The 14,956-nt window shown below is 30.9% G+C and carries 14 protein-coding genes; 7 read left to right on the top strand and 7 right to left on the bottom strand.

The features are described 5' to 3' along the window. The first annotated feature begins 59 nt into the window (after positions 1-59). Together FBE87_RS06170 and FBE87_RS06165 are read left to right on the top strand one after the other, a co-directional pair. Positions 60-740 carry a F0F1 ATP synthase subunit A gene (locus FBE87_RS06170; RefSeq protein WP_002858390.1) on the top strand — a complete coding sequence of 227 codons (681 nt, stop codon included), beginning with the start codon at positions 60-62 and terminating at the stop codon, positions 738-740. After that, positions 737-928 (top strand): membrane protein, encoded by a 192-nt coding sequence (locus FBE87_RS06165; RefSeq protein WP_002852856.1) that lies wholly within the window; start codon positions 737-739, stop codon positions 926-928. Before FBE87_RS06170 ends, FBE87_RS06165 begins: the two co-directional genes overlap by 4 nt. 21 nt (positions 929-949) lie before the next feature. On the opposite strand, the gene metF is transcribed toward FBE87_RS06165, so the two are convergent. The 5 genes from metF to luxS form a co-directional block, all read right to left on the bottom strand. After that, positions 950-1,798: a methylenetetrahydrofolate reductase [NAD(P)H] gene (gene metF, locus FBE87_RS06160; protein ID WP_002858469.1), complete on the bottom strand. Its 849-nt coding sequence runs from the start codon at positions 1,796-1,798 to the stop codon at positions 950-952. 9 nt (positions 1,799-1,807) lie between these two features. Continuing rightward, positions 1,808-4,072, bottom strand: coding sequence for a 5-methyltetrahydropteroyltriglutamate--homocysteine S-methyltransferase (gene metE, locus FBE87_RS06155; RefSeq protein WP_002858088.1), 2,265 nt, complete (start codon positions 4,070-4,072; stop codon positions 1,808-1,810). A gap of 11 nt (positions 4,073-4,083) precedes the next feature. Beyond that, entirely contained in the window at positions 4,084-4,854 is a 771-nt protein-coding gene (locus tag FBE87_RS06150) for a MetQ/NlpA family ABC transporter substrate-binding protein (protein ID WP_002857994.1), read from the bottom strand. 10 nt (positions 4,855-4,864) lie between these two features. Then, on the bottom strand, positions 4,865-5,857 hold the full coding sequence (locus FBE87_RS06145) for an isopenicillin N synthase family oxygenase (protein ID WP_002858100.1): 993 nt from the start codon (positions 5,855-5,857) through the stop codon (positions 4,865-4,867). 311 nt (positions 5,858-6,168) lie between these two features. After that, the gene (luxS, locus tag FBE87_RS06140) at positions 6,169-6,663 is read right to left on the bottom strand and encodes an S-ribosylhomocysteine lyase (RefSeq protein WP_002857890.1); all 495 of its coding nucleotides are present in this window, start codon (positions 6,661-6,663) and stop codon (positions 6,169-6,171) included. Between the two features lie 114 nt (positions 6,664-6,777). Here luxS and gatB point away from each other — a divergent pair, with 114 nt between their 5' ends. The 3 genes from gatB to FBE87_RS06125 are packed head-to-tail and all read left to right on the top strand — an operon-like array spanning position 6,778 to position 10,277. Next, positions 6,778-8,196: an Asp-tRNA(Asn)/Glu-tRNA(Gln) amidotransferase subunit GatB gene (gatB, locus tag FBE87_RS06135; RefSeq protein WP_100621750.1), complete on the top strand. Its 1,419-nt coding sequence runs from the start codon at positions 6,778-6,780 to the stop codon at positions 8,194-8,196. Continuing rightward, entirely contained in the window at positions 8,193-9,089 is an 897-nt protein-coding gene (locus FBE87_RS06130; protein WP_075888380.1) for an NAD(P)H-dependent glycerol-3-phosphate dehydrogenase, read from the top strand. The genes gatB and FBE87_RS06130 overlap by 4 nt, the downstream gene beginning before the upstream one ends. A 9-nt stretch (positions 9,090-9,098) precedes the next feature. Beyond that, positions 9,099-10,277: a metal-dependent hydrolase gene (locus tag FBE87_RS06125; RefSeq protein ID WP_002858139.1), complete on the top strand. Its 1,179-nt coding sequence runs from the start codon at positions 9,099-9,101 to the stop codon at positions 10,275-10,277. 7 nt (positions 10,278-10,284) lie between these two features. Here FBE87_RS06125 and FBE87_RS06120 read toward each other — a convergent pair whose 3' ends face one another. Beyond that, complete coding sequence (locus FBE87_RS06120) at positions 10,285-11,811, bottom strand: inorganic phosphate transporter (RefSeq protein ID WP_002852729.1); 1,527 nt, start codon at positions 11,809-11,811, stop codon at positions 10,285-10,287. 141 nt (positions 11,812-11,952) lie between these two features. On the opposite strand from FBE87_RS06120, the gene FBE87_RS06115 reads away from it, so the two are divergent. Further along, positions 11,953-12,759, top strand: coding sequence for an inverse autotransporter beta-barrel domain-containing protein (locus tag FBE87_RS06115; RefSeq protein WP_002868576.1), 807 nt, complete (start codon positions 11,953-11,955; stop codon positions 12,757-12,759). On the opposite strand, the gene FBE87_RS06110 is transcribed toward FBE87_RS06115, so the two are convergent. After that, the gene (locus tag FBE87_RS06110; RefSeq protein WP_002868577.1) at positions 12,756-14,132 is read right to left on the bottom strand and encodes a cation:dicarboxylase symporter family transporter; all 1,377 of its coding nucleotides are present in this window, start codon (positions 14,130-14,132) and stop codon (positions 12,756-12,758) included. The two genes, FBE87_RS06115 and FBE87_RS06110, sit on opposite strands and share 4 nt — an antisense overlap. 267 nt (positions 14,133-14,399) lie before the next feature. Here FBE87_RS06110 and cetC point away from each other — a divergent pair, with 267 nt between their 5' ends. Continuing rightward, complete coding sequence (gene cetC / locus FBE87_RS06105; protein WP_002859273.1) at positions 14,400-14,894, top strand: energy taxis response protein CetC; 495 nt, start codon at positions 14,400-14,402, stop codon at positions 14,892-14,894. Positions 14,895-14,956: the final 62 nt, after the last annotated feature.

The raw sequence follows: 14,956 nt of genomic DNA, 5'->3' as shown, positions 1-14,956 counted from the left end.
AAAATATAAGTAAGATTTTGCTAAAATTTCGAGTTTAGAATAAAATTTTTGAGGAAACCATGAAAGATTTATTTTTATTTAGCTCTTTGCTTGATGCAAGTCATACTTTTTCTTATTTTTTTCACATAGGTTTGGTAGCTTTAATTGCTGTTATAGTGGCTATGATGGCTACTCGTTCTATGCAACTTGTTCCACGCGGTATGCAAAATTTAGGTGAGGCTTTTTTAGAGGGAGTTTTATCTATGGGTAGAGATACCATGGGAAGTGAAAAAGGTGCAAGAAAATATCTTCCTTTGGTTGCAACTTTGGGGATTATAGTGTTTTTTAGTAATATTATAGGTATAATACCTGGTTTTCACGCTCCAACTGCAAGTTTAAATTTGACTTTGTCCTTGGCTATTATAGTTTTTGTATATTATCATTTTGAGGGTATTAGGGCACAAGGTTTTGTAAAGTATTTTGCTCATTTCATGGGACCTATTAAACTTTTAGCTCCTTTGATGTTTCCTATAGAGATAGTCTCTCATCTTTCTCGTGTGGTTTCTTTGTCCTTCCGTTTGTTTGGAAATATTAAAGGCGACGATTTATTTTTAATGGTAATTTTAGCTTTAGTTCCTTATATAGCTCCACTTCCTGCTTATGTGCTTTTAACTTTTATGGCATTTTTACAAGCTTTTATTTTTATGATTTTAACTTATGTATATTTAGCGGGTGCAACTGTTGTTGAGGAAGGTCATTGATCTATATTTTAGAATTTTTCAAAGGTGCATCTTTAGCTTTAATGCTTTTTGGTGCACTTTTCTTCTTTTTTAAATATAATTCTTTTTTCTATCTTTGCTTGGGTATTATACCAGGTTTGCTTTTATCTTTAATTTTTGTTTTACTTATAGAAAACCATAAGCTAAAAAATGAAAATAAGTTAAGATAAAAGCAAAAAATAGTTTATTTTCTAAGCATGAAGCTCTTCTTTAAGCAAATGCTTTACAGCTTCATAAATTTTAATAGCCGCTTTGGATTTATTCATAGTATAAAGATGAATTCCATCTACACCACTTGTGATTAAATCGACAATTTGATCGCAAGCATACGCGATACCTGCATCTTCTAAAGCCAAAGTATTATTTTCATATTTTTCTAAAATTTTAACAAATTTAGGAGGGATTTTAGCTCCGCAAAGTTGAGAAATTTTTAAAACCTGTCTTTTGTTAGTAATAGGCATAATACCTGCGTAAATAGGTATGTCAATATCTGCTAAAGCACAATTTTGTTTAAAAGTATAAAAATCTTCATTATCGTAAAAAAGTTGAGTAATGAGCTTATCTGTTCCTGCATTTACCTTAGTTTTAAGATGGTGTATATCCTCGATGAAATTTTTAGATTCATTATGTTTTTCGGGATAGCATGCGGCATAAATTTCAAAGTATTCTTGTTTTTTTATAAAAGAAATTAAATCACTAGCATAAGAAAAATCTTTGCTTTTTTTTAAATTTTCACATATATCGCCTCTTAGGGCAAGAATTTGATTAAGATTTTTTTCTTTGCATTTTTGAAGTATCTGAGTGATTTTTTCTTTACTAGAATGGATGCAAGGTAAATGTACTATGCTAGGAATTTGATATTCTTCCTGGATTAAGCTTGCAACTTCTAAAGTATTTTGTGAGTTAATAGAGCCTCCAGCTCCAAAGGTTACGCTGATAAAATTAGGGCTTAATTGCCCTAAATCATCTAAGATAGCATGAAGATTTTTGATATTTTCATCCTTTCTTGGTGGAAAAACTTCAAAAGAAAAACTACACATGAAAACTCCTTATAATTGTTCTCGTATTTTTTGCGTAGCCGTAACTAAATTTTTAAGAGAGGCTATAACTTCTTCATAGGCTCTTGTTTTAAGTCCGCAGTCTGGATTGATCCAAATTTGCTCCTTAGGTAATTTGTTTAAAATTTTTTCTATAGTTAAACTTAATTCTTCTACGCTTGGAACTCTAGGGCTATGTATATCATAAACTCCTGGTCCCACCTCAGTTTTAAAACGAATAGCTTTTAGGGTATCTAAAAGACTTAAGTTTGATCTTGAAGCTTCAAAAGAAATCACATCAGCATCCATAGCGTCAATTTCTTTTAAGATATCACTAAATTCACTATAACACATATGAGTGTGAATTTGAGTTTTAGCTTTTACCCCGCTATGCACAAGATTAAAAGCAGGAATAGCCCAATCTAAATACTCACTATGCCAATCACTTTTTCTTAAAGGCAGTTTTTCACGCAAAGCCGCTTCATCAATTTGTATGATTTTTATACCTGCATTTTCAAGATCTAACACTTCATCTCTTATAGCTAAGGCAATTTGCTCAGTGCTTTCTTTTAGACTGATGTCTTCTCTTGGAAAGGACCAATTAAGTATGGTTACAGGTCCAGTTAGCATACCTTTTACGATTTTTTGACTTAAACTTTGTGCAAATTTAGACCAAGCTAAGGTGATAGGCTTTGTGCGTGATACATCACCCCAAATCACAGGAGGTTTAACGCACCTTGTGCCATAGCTTTGCACCCAACCATTTTGAGTAAATAAAAAGCCCTTTAGATTCTCTCCAAAATACTCCACCATATCATTTCTTTCAAATTCTCCATGCACTAAAACATCAAGTCCTATTTCTTCTTGAATTTGTATGCATTCTTTGATTTTTTGTTGGTTAAATTCAGTGTAGTTTTGAGCTGAAATTTTTTCTTGCTTAAAGGCAAGGCGATTAGATCTTACATCGGCACTTTGAGGAAAGGAACCTATGGTTGTGGTTGGTAAAAGAGGGAGTTTTAAAAATTCTTTTTGGATTAAGGCGCGTTCTTTAAAACTAGGCGTTCTGGTAAAATCTTCTTTTTTTAAGGCCTTAAGCCTTGCTTTGACTTTTTCATCTAAACGCTCTGGGATATTTTTAAAAAGCTCTTGATTGGCTCTAAAGAGCGGATTTTCTTCGCTAGAATTTAGAATTTCTTTTAAATCTTTAAGTTCTTGAAGTTTTTCTTTAGCAAAGGCAAAAAGTTTAAGATAGCTTGAATCTAATTTGCTTTCAAATTCAGTGCTATAAGGCACATGTAAAAGTGAGCAAGAAGTGTTTAAGATGATATTTTGTGTATATTTTTGAAGCTCTTTAATAAGCTTTAGGCTTTTAGCATAATCATTAGCATAGATATTTTTGCCGTTAATAAGACCTGCAAAAAGGATTTTATCTTTAGCAAAACCGTATTGTTGGACTAAGGCTAAGCTTTGTTTTCCCTCGATAAAATCAAGCCCCAAAGCATCAAATTTGCTTTCTAAAAGTTTAGGATAAATATCTCTTAAGTCTCCAAAATAGCTTTGAAGTAAAATTTTAAGATCTTTTTTGTGATTTAAAAGTTCTTGGTAAAATTCTTCGAACAAAGCGATATCTTCCTTGCTTAAATCATAAACCAAATAAGGCTCATCAAGTTCAAGCCATGTTACTTTAAGTTCATTTAGTTTATCAAAAAGCTCTATGTAAGCGTTTAAAAGCTTTTCTTTGGCGAGTTTTTGAGTTTTTTCATCTTTAAAGGCAATGAGTTTAAAAAGTGTGAAAATGCCTATTAAAACAGGCTTGCTTTCTATACCAAGCTCTTTAGCTTCGAGATATTCTTTAAAAATTTTATCCCCTGTTAAAGCTATAATATCAGCATTATCGCACTCAGGCACCAAATAATGATAATTTGTATTGAACCATTTTTTCATTGCTAAGGCTGTAACATCTCCATTTTCTCCTTGATAACCTCGACTTTGAGCAAAGTATTCATCTAAAGCATCTAAATTTAAATTTTTATACTTTGTATGAACAATGTTAAAAAGCACAGCTGCATCTAAGACATTATCATAAAGTGAAAAATCATTACTAGGGATAAAATCAATGCCAGCTTTTTGAATTTCTTGCCAGTGTCTAATCCTTAAATCCTTAGCACTCTTTAAAAGCTCCTCTTTAGAACTTTGGTTTTTAAAGTATTTTTCAATAGCAAATTTTAATTCTCTATTTGCACCTATTCTTGGGTAAGAAATGATTGAATTTTTCATATTTGTTCTCCTTAAAATGTAGGGATTAAAGCACCCTGATATTTTTCTTCTATAAATTTTTTAACTTCATTGCTTTGCAAGGCCTTTACTAGGGCTTTGATTTTAGGAAGGTTTTCATTACCTTCTTTAACGGCGATGATATTGCCATATTCACTATATTTACTTTCTGTATAAAGCCCATCTTTTACAGGGTTTAAACCTGCTAAAATAGCAAAATTGCTATTAATAAGAGAATAATCTACATCATCTAAACTCCTTGTAAGTTGAGCGTCTTTTAACTCTACAAATTTAAGCTTCTTAGGATTTTTAGTGATATCTAAAGGAGTGATGAGCTCATTATCCTTAACTTCTATAAGTCCTTTGCTTGCTACAATGCGTAAAGCACGGCTTTCATTTGTAGGATTATTGGGTATAGAAATGCTTTGTCCTTCCTTGGGGTGAAATTCTTTGTGTTTTTTAGAATACACTGCCATAGGTTCTATATGGATACTGGCAACTTTTACAAGATGGGTGCCTTGTCTTTGATTGAATTCTTTTAAATAAGGCTCATGCTGAAAATAATTAGCATCTAACTCACCATTTTCAACCATTACATTAGGGATTACTCCATCATTGAATTCATAAATTTTTAAATCATAACCTTGTTTTTGAAGTGCTGATTTTATAAATCTTAAAATATCTGCATGAGGTGTTATAGAAGAGCCAACTTTAAGTTCTTCATTTGCCCATGCAAAACCGGTAAAAAGAGTAGCGACGCAAAAAGCTTTAGTAAATAAAGTCATTTTTTCTCCTTTACGCAAAACTAAATTTTTCTATCAAGTCACTATGATAAATACTTGCCACATCAGGATGAGAGCGTATCATTCTTTTAAAATAATTACTTGCAACATTTCTTAAAAGTGGATTTTTAGGATCAGTATCCACACCTTTACTTTCTTTAGCAAGCTCTGGATTTAACTTAAAAATAGGTATATCCTTATCAAGCTGCACTCCAAGAAAATAAGCTATGCTAAAGCGTTCTTTTGGGCTTAAATTCACGCGGTGAATAGTAGCTTTTAAATAGCCATTGGTAGCTAGTTCTAAAAATTCTCCTATATTAACTACAACGCTATTTTCAAGTGGGGGTATACTAAGCCATTTACCATCTATAAAAGCTTCAAATCCGCTTTGTTTTTCTTGAAAAACAAAAGTGATAAGCCCACCATCTTTATGTGAACCTACGCCTTGAGTGATATTTTTTGAGCTTTTTGGATAATGTATGATTTTACAATGTTCGTAAGAATTTTCTCCATAAAGTTTATCAAAAGCATTGTTAGGTAGATCAAGAGCTTGAGCGAAGGCTTTTAAAAGCTTTAAACAAGCTTTTTTGGTTTGTTTGTGCCAAGTTAAGAAAGTTTTTTTAAGTTCTGGAATTTCACTAGGCCAAAGATTAGGACCTTCTAGTCTTTGCCATAAGGGTGAGTTTAAATTCCAGTTTAAAGCATCTCTTTCTGTGCCTATATCCAGTTGTTCTCTATAATCCTTAGATCCTGCTGTGTATTCAAAACCTTCGCTAGTATAACCTCTAAATTGAGGAGAATGTACCATAGAAATAAGCTCTTTCGAACTTCTAGAAAGATTAAAAAATTCTTTGCCAAGTTTGAATAATTTCTCGTTTAAATTTTTATCTATACTGGTATTGATAAGATAAAAAAAACCTATTTTAGAAGCAATTTCTCTTAAATTTTTAAGAAAAGTGCTTTTATCTTTTTCATAAGCTTGTAAATCAAGTATAGGTAAGTTCATTTTTGCTCCTTAAATTAAAATTAAGGATAAGAAGATATTTTGAATTAAAATTTTATTAGAGAAATTTTTGTAAGTTAAGATTTTAAATGAGTATTTTGAAAAAATAAACTTTTTTGACTTTCTTACACATTATATCTCCTTATCCACTTTTTGGACCTTTGGAAACATAATGTTAAGCCAAAGGACGCACTAGATACTACACATCTCGCACATCAGTTTCATTTTTTCTCCTTTTAAAATAATAAAATTTCAAAATCATATATAAAAATATATTAATTAAAGCTTAATCATTTAAAAAATAAAGATTCTTTTTAAGCATTCTCGAGTTTTAATTCTTTGTTATTTATTATGCTAATACCTAGATTTAAAACTTTTTGGGCAATTTGTTTGGCTTCATCTAAAGAATGCATTGCGCAAGTTCCGCATTGGTAGATATTAAGTTCAGGAATTTTGCTTTGATCGCTTACGCTTAAAACATCTTTCATGGCTGCTTCCCAAGCTTTTGCAATACTTTTCTCATCAGGTGTTCCAATTAAACTCATATAAAAACCCGTGCGACAACCCATAGGTGAAATATCAATAATTTCAACTGAATTTGAATTAAGATGATCTCTCATAAATCCTGCGAATAAATGTTCTAAGGTATGAGTACCTTTTTCGCTCATAATGTCTTTATTTGGTATGCAAAAACGCAAATCAAATACGCTAATATCATCACCCTTAGGTGTTTTCATAACTTTAGCTAAACGCACAGCAGGAGCTGGCATTTTAGTATGGTCAACTTTAAAGCTGTCTAATAATGGCATTTTAACTCCTTAAATATAAATTGTCTAAGAATTATAGCATTTAAAGTTAATATTTAAAGCCTTTCTAAAAGAAAAAAAGATAAAATAAAACATTTAAAAATTCAAGGAAATTTTATGTTTGAAGTAGTTATAGGTCTTGAAGTTCATGCTCAGTTAAATACAAAAACAAAAATCTTTTGCTCATGTGCAACTTCTTTTGGAGAAGCTCCAAATACCAATGTTTGTCCCACTTGTTTGGCCTTACCAGGAGCTTTGCCTGTTTTAAATGAAGAGGCTGTAAAAAAAGCTATAGCTTTTGGAAAAGCTGTCAATGCAACAATTAATAAAAAAAGTGTTTTTAATCGTAAGAATTATTTTTATCCAGATTTACCTAAGGCTTATCAAATTTCACAATTTGATATCCCTATAGTAGAAAAGGGTGAGCTTTTTATCAATGTAAAGGGTGAAAATAAACGCATAGGTATTACAAGAGCGCACTTGGAAGAAGATGCAGGTAAAAATATCCATGAAAGTAATTTTTCTAAAGTAGATTTAAATCGTGCAGGAACTCCTTTGCTTGAGATTGTCAGTGAGCCTGAGCTTAGAAGTAGCGATGAGGCAGTAGCTTATCTTAAAAAACTTCATTCTATTATACGCTTTTTAGACATTTCAGATGCAAATATGCAAGAAGGAAGTTTTAGATGCGATGCAAATGTTAGTATAAGACCTAAGGGCGATACAAAACTTTATACTAGAGTAGAGATTAAAAATCTTAATTCTTTTCGTTTTATCCAAAAAGCTATAGAATATGAGGTAAAAAGACAAAGTGAGGCTTGGGAAGATGGAACTTACGAACAAGAAGTAGTTCAAGAAACTAGACTTTTTGATACGACAAATTTAGTTACAAGAAGTATGCGTGGCAAAGAAGAAGCGGCAGAATATCGCTATTTTCCTGATCCTGATTTATTGCCTGTTTTCTTAAAAGATGAGTTTTTGGATATTAAAATCCCTGAGCTTCCTGATGAGAAGAAAGTACGCTTTATAGACAAGCTTGGTATAAAAGAAAGTGATGCAGAGGTTTTAATCAGTTCTTTAGAAATGAGTCGTTTTTTTGAAAGTCTTATTTCTCAAAATTTAAATCCTAAACTTTGCGTAAATTGGTTAAATACTGAACTTATGGGACTTTTAAAAGGAGAATTGACTATAGAAAATTCTCCTGTAGATGCTCAAAAGCTTGGAGTTTTAATTAAACGCATAGAAGATGGCACTATCAGTGCAAAAGCGGCTAAAGATGTCTTAGCTTTTGTATTTGAAAATACTAGCGTGGAAATTGATGAAGCTATAGAAAAGCTAGGACTTAAGCAAGTAAGTGATGATTCAGCCATAGAAGCGGTGATTGAACAAATTTTAAATGCAAATGCCGATAAGGTTGCAGAGTATAAAAGTGGTAAAGACAAGCTTTTTGGATTTTTTGTGGGTCAAACAATGAAAGAAGGCAAAGGAGCTTTTAATCCTGCAAAAGTAAATGAAATTTTAAAAACAAAGCTTGGTTGATGCGTATAGCGGTTATTGGTGCGGGAAAATGGGGCAGTGCTTTACATCTAGCCTTAAAAGAAAATCACAATTGTTTTATCAGTTCTTTGCATCAGCGTGATTTAGAAGATTTTGTTAGCATAAAAGAAGCTTTAGAATGTGAATATCTTGTTTTTGCTTTAAGTTCTCAAGGGATGCGTGCTTGGCTTAAAGAAAATTTCATCAACAAGGGACAAAAAATTTTAATTGCTTCAAAAGGCATAGAAGATCAAAGTTGTCAATTTTTAGATGAAATTTTTTTAGATTTTGTACCAAAAGAAAATTTTTGTGTTTTAAGCGGTCCTTCTTTTGCTGCTGAAGTAATGCAAAAACTTCCTACTGCTTTGATGATTAGCGGGATAAATCAAGAGCTTTGTAAAAAATTTGCAAGTTTTTTCCCTGATTTTATTAAAACTTATATTGATAATGATGTTCGTGGTGCTGAAATTTGTGGTGCTTATAAGAATGTTTTAGCAATTGCAAGTGGGATTAGTGATGGGTTAAAACTTGGCAATAATGCAAGAGCGGCACTGATTTCAAGAGGGCTTATAGAAATGCATCGTTTTGGTAAATTTTTTGGTGCTAAAGAAGAAACTTTTTTAGGGTTAAGTGGGGCAGGGGATTTGTTTTTAACTGCAACGAGTGTTTTATCAAGAAATTATAGAGTAGGTTTAAAACTGGCGCAAAATCAAAAATTAGATAGTATTTTAGTCGAACTTAATGAAGTAGCAGAAGGTGTAAAAACTGCTTATGCTATAGAAAAACTAGCAAAAATGAAAGGAATTTATACACCTATTGTAAATGAAGTAGTGGCAATTTTTAAGGGTAAAAGCGTGCAAGAAGCAACGCAGAGTTTATTAAAGCAAAATGATTAAGGAAAAATCATGATAATTAAAAATGCAAAAATTTATGGAGATTCTTTACAAGATATAGAGATTAAAGAAGGAAAAATTACCAATATTGGTTCTAATTTACAAGGCGAAGAAATTTTAGATGCTAAAGGTATGACTTTACTTCCATCTTTTGTGGATTTGTGTGTGAGTTTAAAAAACGATAAATTTTCTTTAGCTAATTTAGAGCTTTTAGAAAATGAGTGTCTAAAAGGAGGAATTTCTAGTATAGTTTTGCGTGATTGCATGGATTTTGATGAAGAAAGTTTTGCTTTATTTTTACAAAATTTAGCTCAAAGAAAGATGCAAATTTTTTCAAGTGTGCGGGTTAAGGATGCAAACGGCAAGCTTAAAAATTTAGCCACTCTTTTAAATAAAGGTGCTTGTGCTCTAGAACTTGACAGCTCTTTAGATGCAAATACTTTAAAAGTAAGTTCACAATATGCTTTTATGAAAGACTCTCCAATTTTTGTGCGTTGTTATGATAAGGATTTTGATGATAATGGAGTGATGAATGATTGTGAAATGAGTTTTGAGCTAGGGCTTATAGGCATGAGTAAAATCGCTGAAACTAGCCAGATAGCTAAAATGAAAGAATTGGCTAAATTTTATAAAAATAAAGTTATTTTTGATCTTTTAAGTTTGAAAGATTCTTTAGTATTATTAGATGAAAAGGATTTAAAACTTGTAAGCATTCATCATCTTATCAAAGATGATAGTGCTTGTGAAGATTTTAATACGGCTGCGAAACTTATGCCACCTTTAAGAAGCAAAGAAGATGTTTTGGCTTTAAGAGAGGCTTTAAAAGAAGGAAAGATTAGCTTTTTAACTTCCCTGCATAGTGCAAAATCAATTTCTTTAAAAGATTTAGCTTTTGATGAAGCGGCTTTTGGAATTCATAGCGTATGCGAATTTATAAGTCTTTGTTATACTTTTTTAATCAAAGAAGGATTTTTAAATTGGCAAGAGCTTTGTCGATTTACAAGTAAAAATCCTAGTGAATTTTTAGGTTTAAATAGTGGAGTTATAGAAGTTGGCAAAGAAGCTAATCTAGTTCTTTTTGATGAGAATGAAGAAATTTTTGCTCCAAAAAGTTCTCTTTATTCTGAGGATAAACTTTTTGGAAAGATTAAAATGCATATAATTAAAGGAAAAAATATTTTAGAAAAATAAGCTTTACTTAAATTCCTAAAGATAGTTTAAATCCTAAAAATACAAGTGCTGCCATAATACCAGCGGCTGGTAAAGTGATAATCCAAGCCAATCCTATAGGCTTCATCATAATCCAATTTGCGTTTTTATTATACACTCCTATACCCAATATAGCACCTATGAGTATATGGGTGGAGCTAACAGGAATTCCAAATTGTGTAGCTAAGAGTATAACTATGCTTGCACCAAGTTCTGCAGAAAATCCAGTAGTAGGGCGTATGGTTGCAAGTTTTGAACCCACTGTAGTAATCACTTCTTTACCTAAAAACCAAAGCCCTACAACTAGAGCAACTCCAAACATAGCTAAAGCTGCAAAAGGTACAGGAGAAGTCGCGTTAATTGTGCCGTTTTTTAAGACATCTAAAATCGCTGCAAAAGGACCTATAGCATTGGCTATATCATTGGCTCCGTGTGAAAATGCAAAACTAGAGGCTGTAAATATTTGAAACCATGAGAAAATTCTATCAGTAGTTTTATTAAGTTCTGTTTTTTTAACGATTTTGACTATAGCAAATGTTACAACATAACTTATAGTTCCTATAATTCCGATAATCCAAAAGTTTTGTAAAATATCCAAAGTGCTAACATTATTTAAACCTTTAAATAAAAACATTGCCGAAATGATAGCAGCAGCAATACAAGCAATGATTGGCATATGAGTTTTTAAAATAGAGTAAATATCTATATCTTTTTCTTGATCCTTAAATTCCTTCATTTTATTTCTATAGAAATTATTTTCTTGTTCTTCTTCATCCAAAGCTATAGCGGAAAGTTCTTTGATTTGTTCTTCTTGGGATTTTGTTTTTAAATTTAAAAAATATTCTTCTTTGAATTTTTTTCTTTCTTTTTTGATATTTTTCAAATCATCATTTAGTTTTTCTGATGGTTTTAAAATTTTCTTATCAATATATGAATAAATAATATAAGCTACAATACCCCCTAAAAGAGGCGAAGCTACCCAAGAAATAGCTATTCTTAAAATTTCACTCCATTTAACCATAGAGAGTGTTTGGATTCCATCAAATTTTAAAAGCCCCATCATAATGCTAGCACCTACAATCCCACCAACTATACTGTGTGTGGTTGATACAGGTAAGCCTTTCTTGGTTGCAATAAAAATCCAAACCCCAGAGCTTAAAAGTGCAGCAAGCATAATGATAACAAAAAGCATAGGATCTAAAGAATTTGGAAAAATAACAATACCGCTGCGTATGGTCTTAGTAACTTCTGCGCCTGCGAAGATTGCCCCGCTTAGCTCAAAAACAGCTGCTATAATTAAAGCTTGTTTAATGGTTACTGTTTTTGCGCCAACGCTTGTTCCAAAAGAATTGGCTACATCATTTCCACCTATATTAAATGCCATAAAAATGCCAAATATAGAAGCAAGAATAAAAAGAATCAATTGATGTTGCGAAATATAACCAAATCCCCAAATAACAAATGCGATAGTACTGATAATAAAAATAACAAAAGCTATGAGGTTGTCTTTTTGCATTAATAACCCTTTTTTATTTTAATTATACACTTATTTACTTTAAATTTGCTAATTTTATTTTTTAGTCTTTGTGGAATTTTTATTTATATTATTTTTTTATAATAAATACTTAAACAAGAAATAATAAGGAATATAAGAATAATGAGGGGTATTTTTTATATAATAGCATTGTTTTCTTTACTCAATGGCGATGAACTTACAGAGGCTTTAGCAAAAAATAATAATCAAAATTCTTGGGAGCACTTTGATTATAAAAATACCAAAGAAGCTCCAAAAATTCAAGAAGAGAATGTGGATTTTAAAAGCACTTTTGATAGCTTACTTTCAAAAACTTTAGAAAATAATAATGGTATAGATAAAACAGATGGGAATTTAGATTTTCAAAATGAAAACGCGCAGGTTAAAAATTTAAGTTCTCTTTATGAGGGGGAGAATAATTCTTTGCTTTTTCAAAAAGAACTTTTTGTGGCTCAAAATAATTATAATTACTCAGGGGGTTTAATCAATCGTTATGAAAAAGATGATTTTTTATTTGGAGTTAATGGTTTTATTGATAAACAAAAGGAACAAAAAGATACTAAAAGCTTTGGTACAGAGTTTGGTTATAGTAAATTTATAAAGGCTTATAGTAATTATTATATACCCAATGAAGCAGAAAAAAATTTACAGCTTGGAATGAGTTTTGTAATTCCAACTTATACCGCTTTTGCTTTTGATATAAGTAAGGATAATGATAAAACTAATTATCAAGTATCTTACTCTCCTTATAGTGTATTTAGTTTAAATTTATTGCGTCGTGATTATAGTGCAAGAGAGACTGTTGATGATACTGTTGTTCAAGTTGGATTTAGTTTTAATTTCAATGAAAGTTTTTTAAAGCAATTTAGAAAAAAAGATAATACTTTAGAGGAGGTTAATCGATATGATTTCCTCCAAAGAACTCATTAGTTCATTCCAGCATTATGGAATTTTTCTGGATTATCCATAGCATAGCGGAATTTTTCCCAATCAATTTGTTTATCCCAGATGGCAACGATTAAGGCTGCTACTGAATTTCCACAAAGATTTCCAACCGCCCTCATTTCAGACATAAATTTGTCAACACCTAAAAGAATACCTATAGCAGTTACTGGTAGAACTTGTGCTAAGGTTGCATTTGCTTCTGAAATTTCCATATTTCCTAGAGCCGCAAGCGTACTTCCAAGCACTATAAAACCTGATCCAGTTACACCTACTGCACCTTTTGAGGCTATCATTAATACTATTAAAATACTGATTTCGTGTGCTAAACTTAAATTTACATTGAAAGCTTGTGCTAGAAAGATTAAGCTCATAGCTAGATAAATATTTGTACAATCAAGATTAAAACTATATCCCGTTGGTAAAACAAGTCCGACTGTTGCTTTAGAAAGTCCTGCTTTTTCTAGTTTTCTCATTAAAGGAGCAAGTGCAGACTCGCTTGAACTGGTTGCAAAAACGATCAATACTTCTCTTGAGATAAATCTCATAAATTTGAAGATATTTACTTTTGCAAAATAACAAATCAGACCTAAGATTCCAAATATAAAAACAAGACATGAAATCAGCATTACTAAAAGTAAATATGCTAAGTTGATCAAAGAGCCAATTCCGTATTGAGCTATGAGTACAGCCATTGCTGAAAAGGCGGCAATAGGACTAAAATACATAATGATTTGTAGAATTTTAAAAACAAAATTTTGTACCACTTCAAAAACTCTTTGAATTGCCTGTTTGTCTTCTATTCTCATTAAAGAAATAATCAAAGCAGTAATTATAGCAATAACTAAAACTTGTATGGTTTTTCCTTCTGTAAAAGGTGTGATAATATCAGTAGGCATAGCATCTTTTAAAATATGCATAATCTCAGAGCTCGCACTTACTTCTGTGGTTTGAGAAATGTATTTTTGAACGCTTTTTGTATCAAGTTGACTTGGATCAAGATTCATTCCATGGCCTGGTTGCATAACATTTGCCATAAAAATACCTATAGCAAGTGCTAAAGTACTTACAACTTCAAAGTAAATAACCGCTTTAGCACCAATGCTACCTACTTTTTTTAAACTTTCAAGACTAATGATGCCCAAAACCAAAGTAACAAAAATAATAGGGCCTATAAGAACCTTTAAAGCACCTATAAAATAATCAACTCCTGGTTTGCTAGCAATGGCTAATTCTTTATCTGTATAGCCAAGTACAATACCTGTAATAATGCCTATAATCACCCAAAATCCAAGACTTTTGATAATACGTTTATATAAAGGCGGTTTTCTTTCAGCTAAAGTTTGACTTAAAGTTTCCAAGTTTATTTACTCCTTTTGATCTTTGTAAAATATAATTTTAACAATGTGTATCGTAAATTTTAACAAAAAACAAATCTAGAAATACTTTCTTTTATATGATATGATAATTTTTTATATAAACGTTACAAAATTTCTCATTATTTGCATTATAAAATTTAAAATATTTTTGAAAATTTTATAATTTTGTAATTCAGTTTGCTTTTTGTTATTTATTATTGGTAATAATTCTATTTTTGATTTATTTGTTTTATTGGGATGTTTTAAATTATGAAAGAAATAGTTTTGTCTGAAAATGCTTTAATTACTTCTAAAACAGATCTTAAGGGGAATATCATTTATGCCAATAATGACTTTTTAAAATACGCAGGTTATAAAGTCGATGAGCTTTTATATAAATCTCATAATATAGTAAGACATGAAGATATGCCACGCACTGTATTTAAATGTCTTTGGGATTATATTCAAAAAGGAGATGAAATTTTTGCATTTGTGAAAAATAAATCCAAAGATGGTAATTTTTACTGGGTTTTTGCAAATGTAAGTGCTTCATTTGATGCTAATGGAGATATCGTCAATTATTATTCTGTTCGTCGTGCACCCAATAGAAAATCTCTTTCTATAATTGAAGAAGTTTATAAAATTTTACTTGAAAAAGAGCAAAAATCAGGCATTAATGCTGGAGTTTCAGCTTTAATGGATATTGTAAGTTCTTATAAAATGACTTATAATGAACTTATTTTTAACTTACAAGAAAATAACTAAATAAGATATATTTAATCTTTTTTATTGTATAATTTTCGCCTAAAAATTAAAGTAATATATTA

Source organism: Campylobacter sp. CFSAN093246, assembly GCF_012889415.1.
Classification (GTDB): domain Bacteria; phylum Campylobacterota; class Campylobacteria; order Campylobacterales; family Campylobacteraceae; genus Campylobacter_D; species Campylobacter_D jejuni.
Note: the sequence above shows the minus strand (reverse complement) of the source record. Positions and strands in the feature narration are given on the sequence as shown.

What these genes read in the sequence shown, in the direction of transcription:
- FBE87_RS06170 (WP_002858390.1), top strand. Translation starts at nt 60, where the DNA reads ATGAAAGATTTATTTTTATTTAGCTCTTTGCTTGATGCAAGTCATACT.
- metF (WP_002858469.1), bottom strand. Translation starts at nt 1,798, where the DNA reads ATGTGTAGTTTTTCTTTTGAAGTTTTTCCACCAAGAAAGGATGAAAAT.
- metE (WP_002858088.1), bottom strand. Translation starts at nt 4,072, where the DNA reads ATGAAAAATTCAATCATTTCTTACCCAAGAATAGGTGCAAATAGAGAA.
- FBE87_RS06150 (WP_002857994.1), bottom strand. Translation starts at nt 4,854, where the DNA reads ATGACTTTATTTACTAAAGCTTTTTGCGTCGCTACTCTTTTTACCGGT.
- FBE87_RS06145 (WP_002858100.1), bottom strand. Translation starts at nt 5,857, where the DNA reads ATGAACTTACCTATACTTGATTTACAAGCTTATGAAAAAGATAAAAGC.
- luxS (WP_002857890.1), bottom strand. Translation starts at nt 6,663, where the DNA reads ATGCCATTATTAGACAGCTTTAAAGTTGACCATACTAAAATGCCAGCT.
- gatB (WP_100621750.1), top strand. Translation starts at nt 6,778, where the DNA reads ATGTTTGAAGTAGTTATAGGTCTTGAAGTTCATGCTCAGTTAAATACA.
- FBE87_RS06125 (WP_002858139.1), top strand. Translation starts at nt 9,099, where the DNA reads ATGATAATTAAAAATGCAAAAATTTATGGAGATTCTTTACAAGATATA.
- FBE87_RS06120 (WP_002852729.1), bottom strand. Translation starts at nt 11,811, where the DNA reads ATGCAAAAAGACAACCTCATAGCTTTTGTTATTTTTATTATCAGTACT.
- FBE87_RS06115 (WP_002868576.1), top strand. Translation starts at nt 11,953, where the DNA reads ATGAGGGGTATTTTTTATATAATAGCATTGTTTTCTTTACTCAATGGC.
- cetC (WP_002859273.1), top strand. Translation starts at nt 14,400, where the DNA reads ATGAAAGAAATAGTTTTGTCTGAAAATGCTTTAATTACTTCTAAAACA.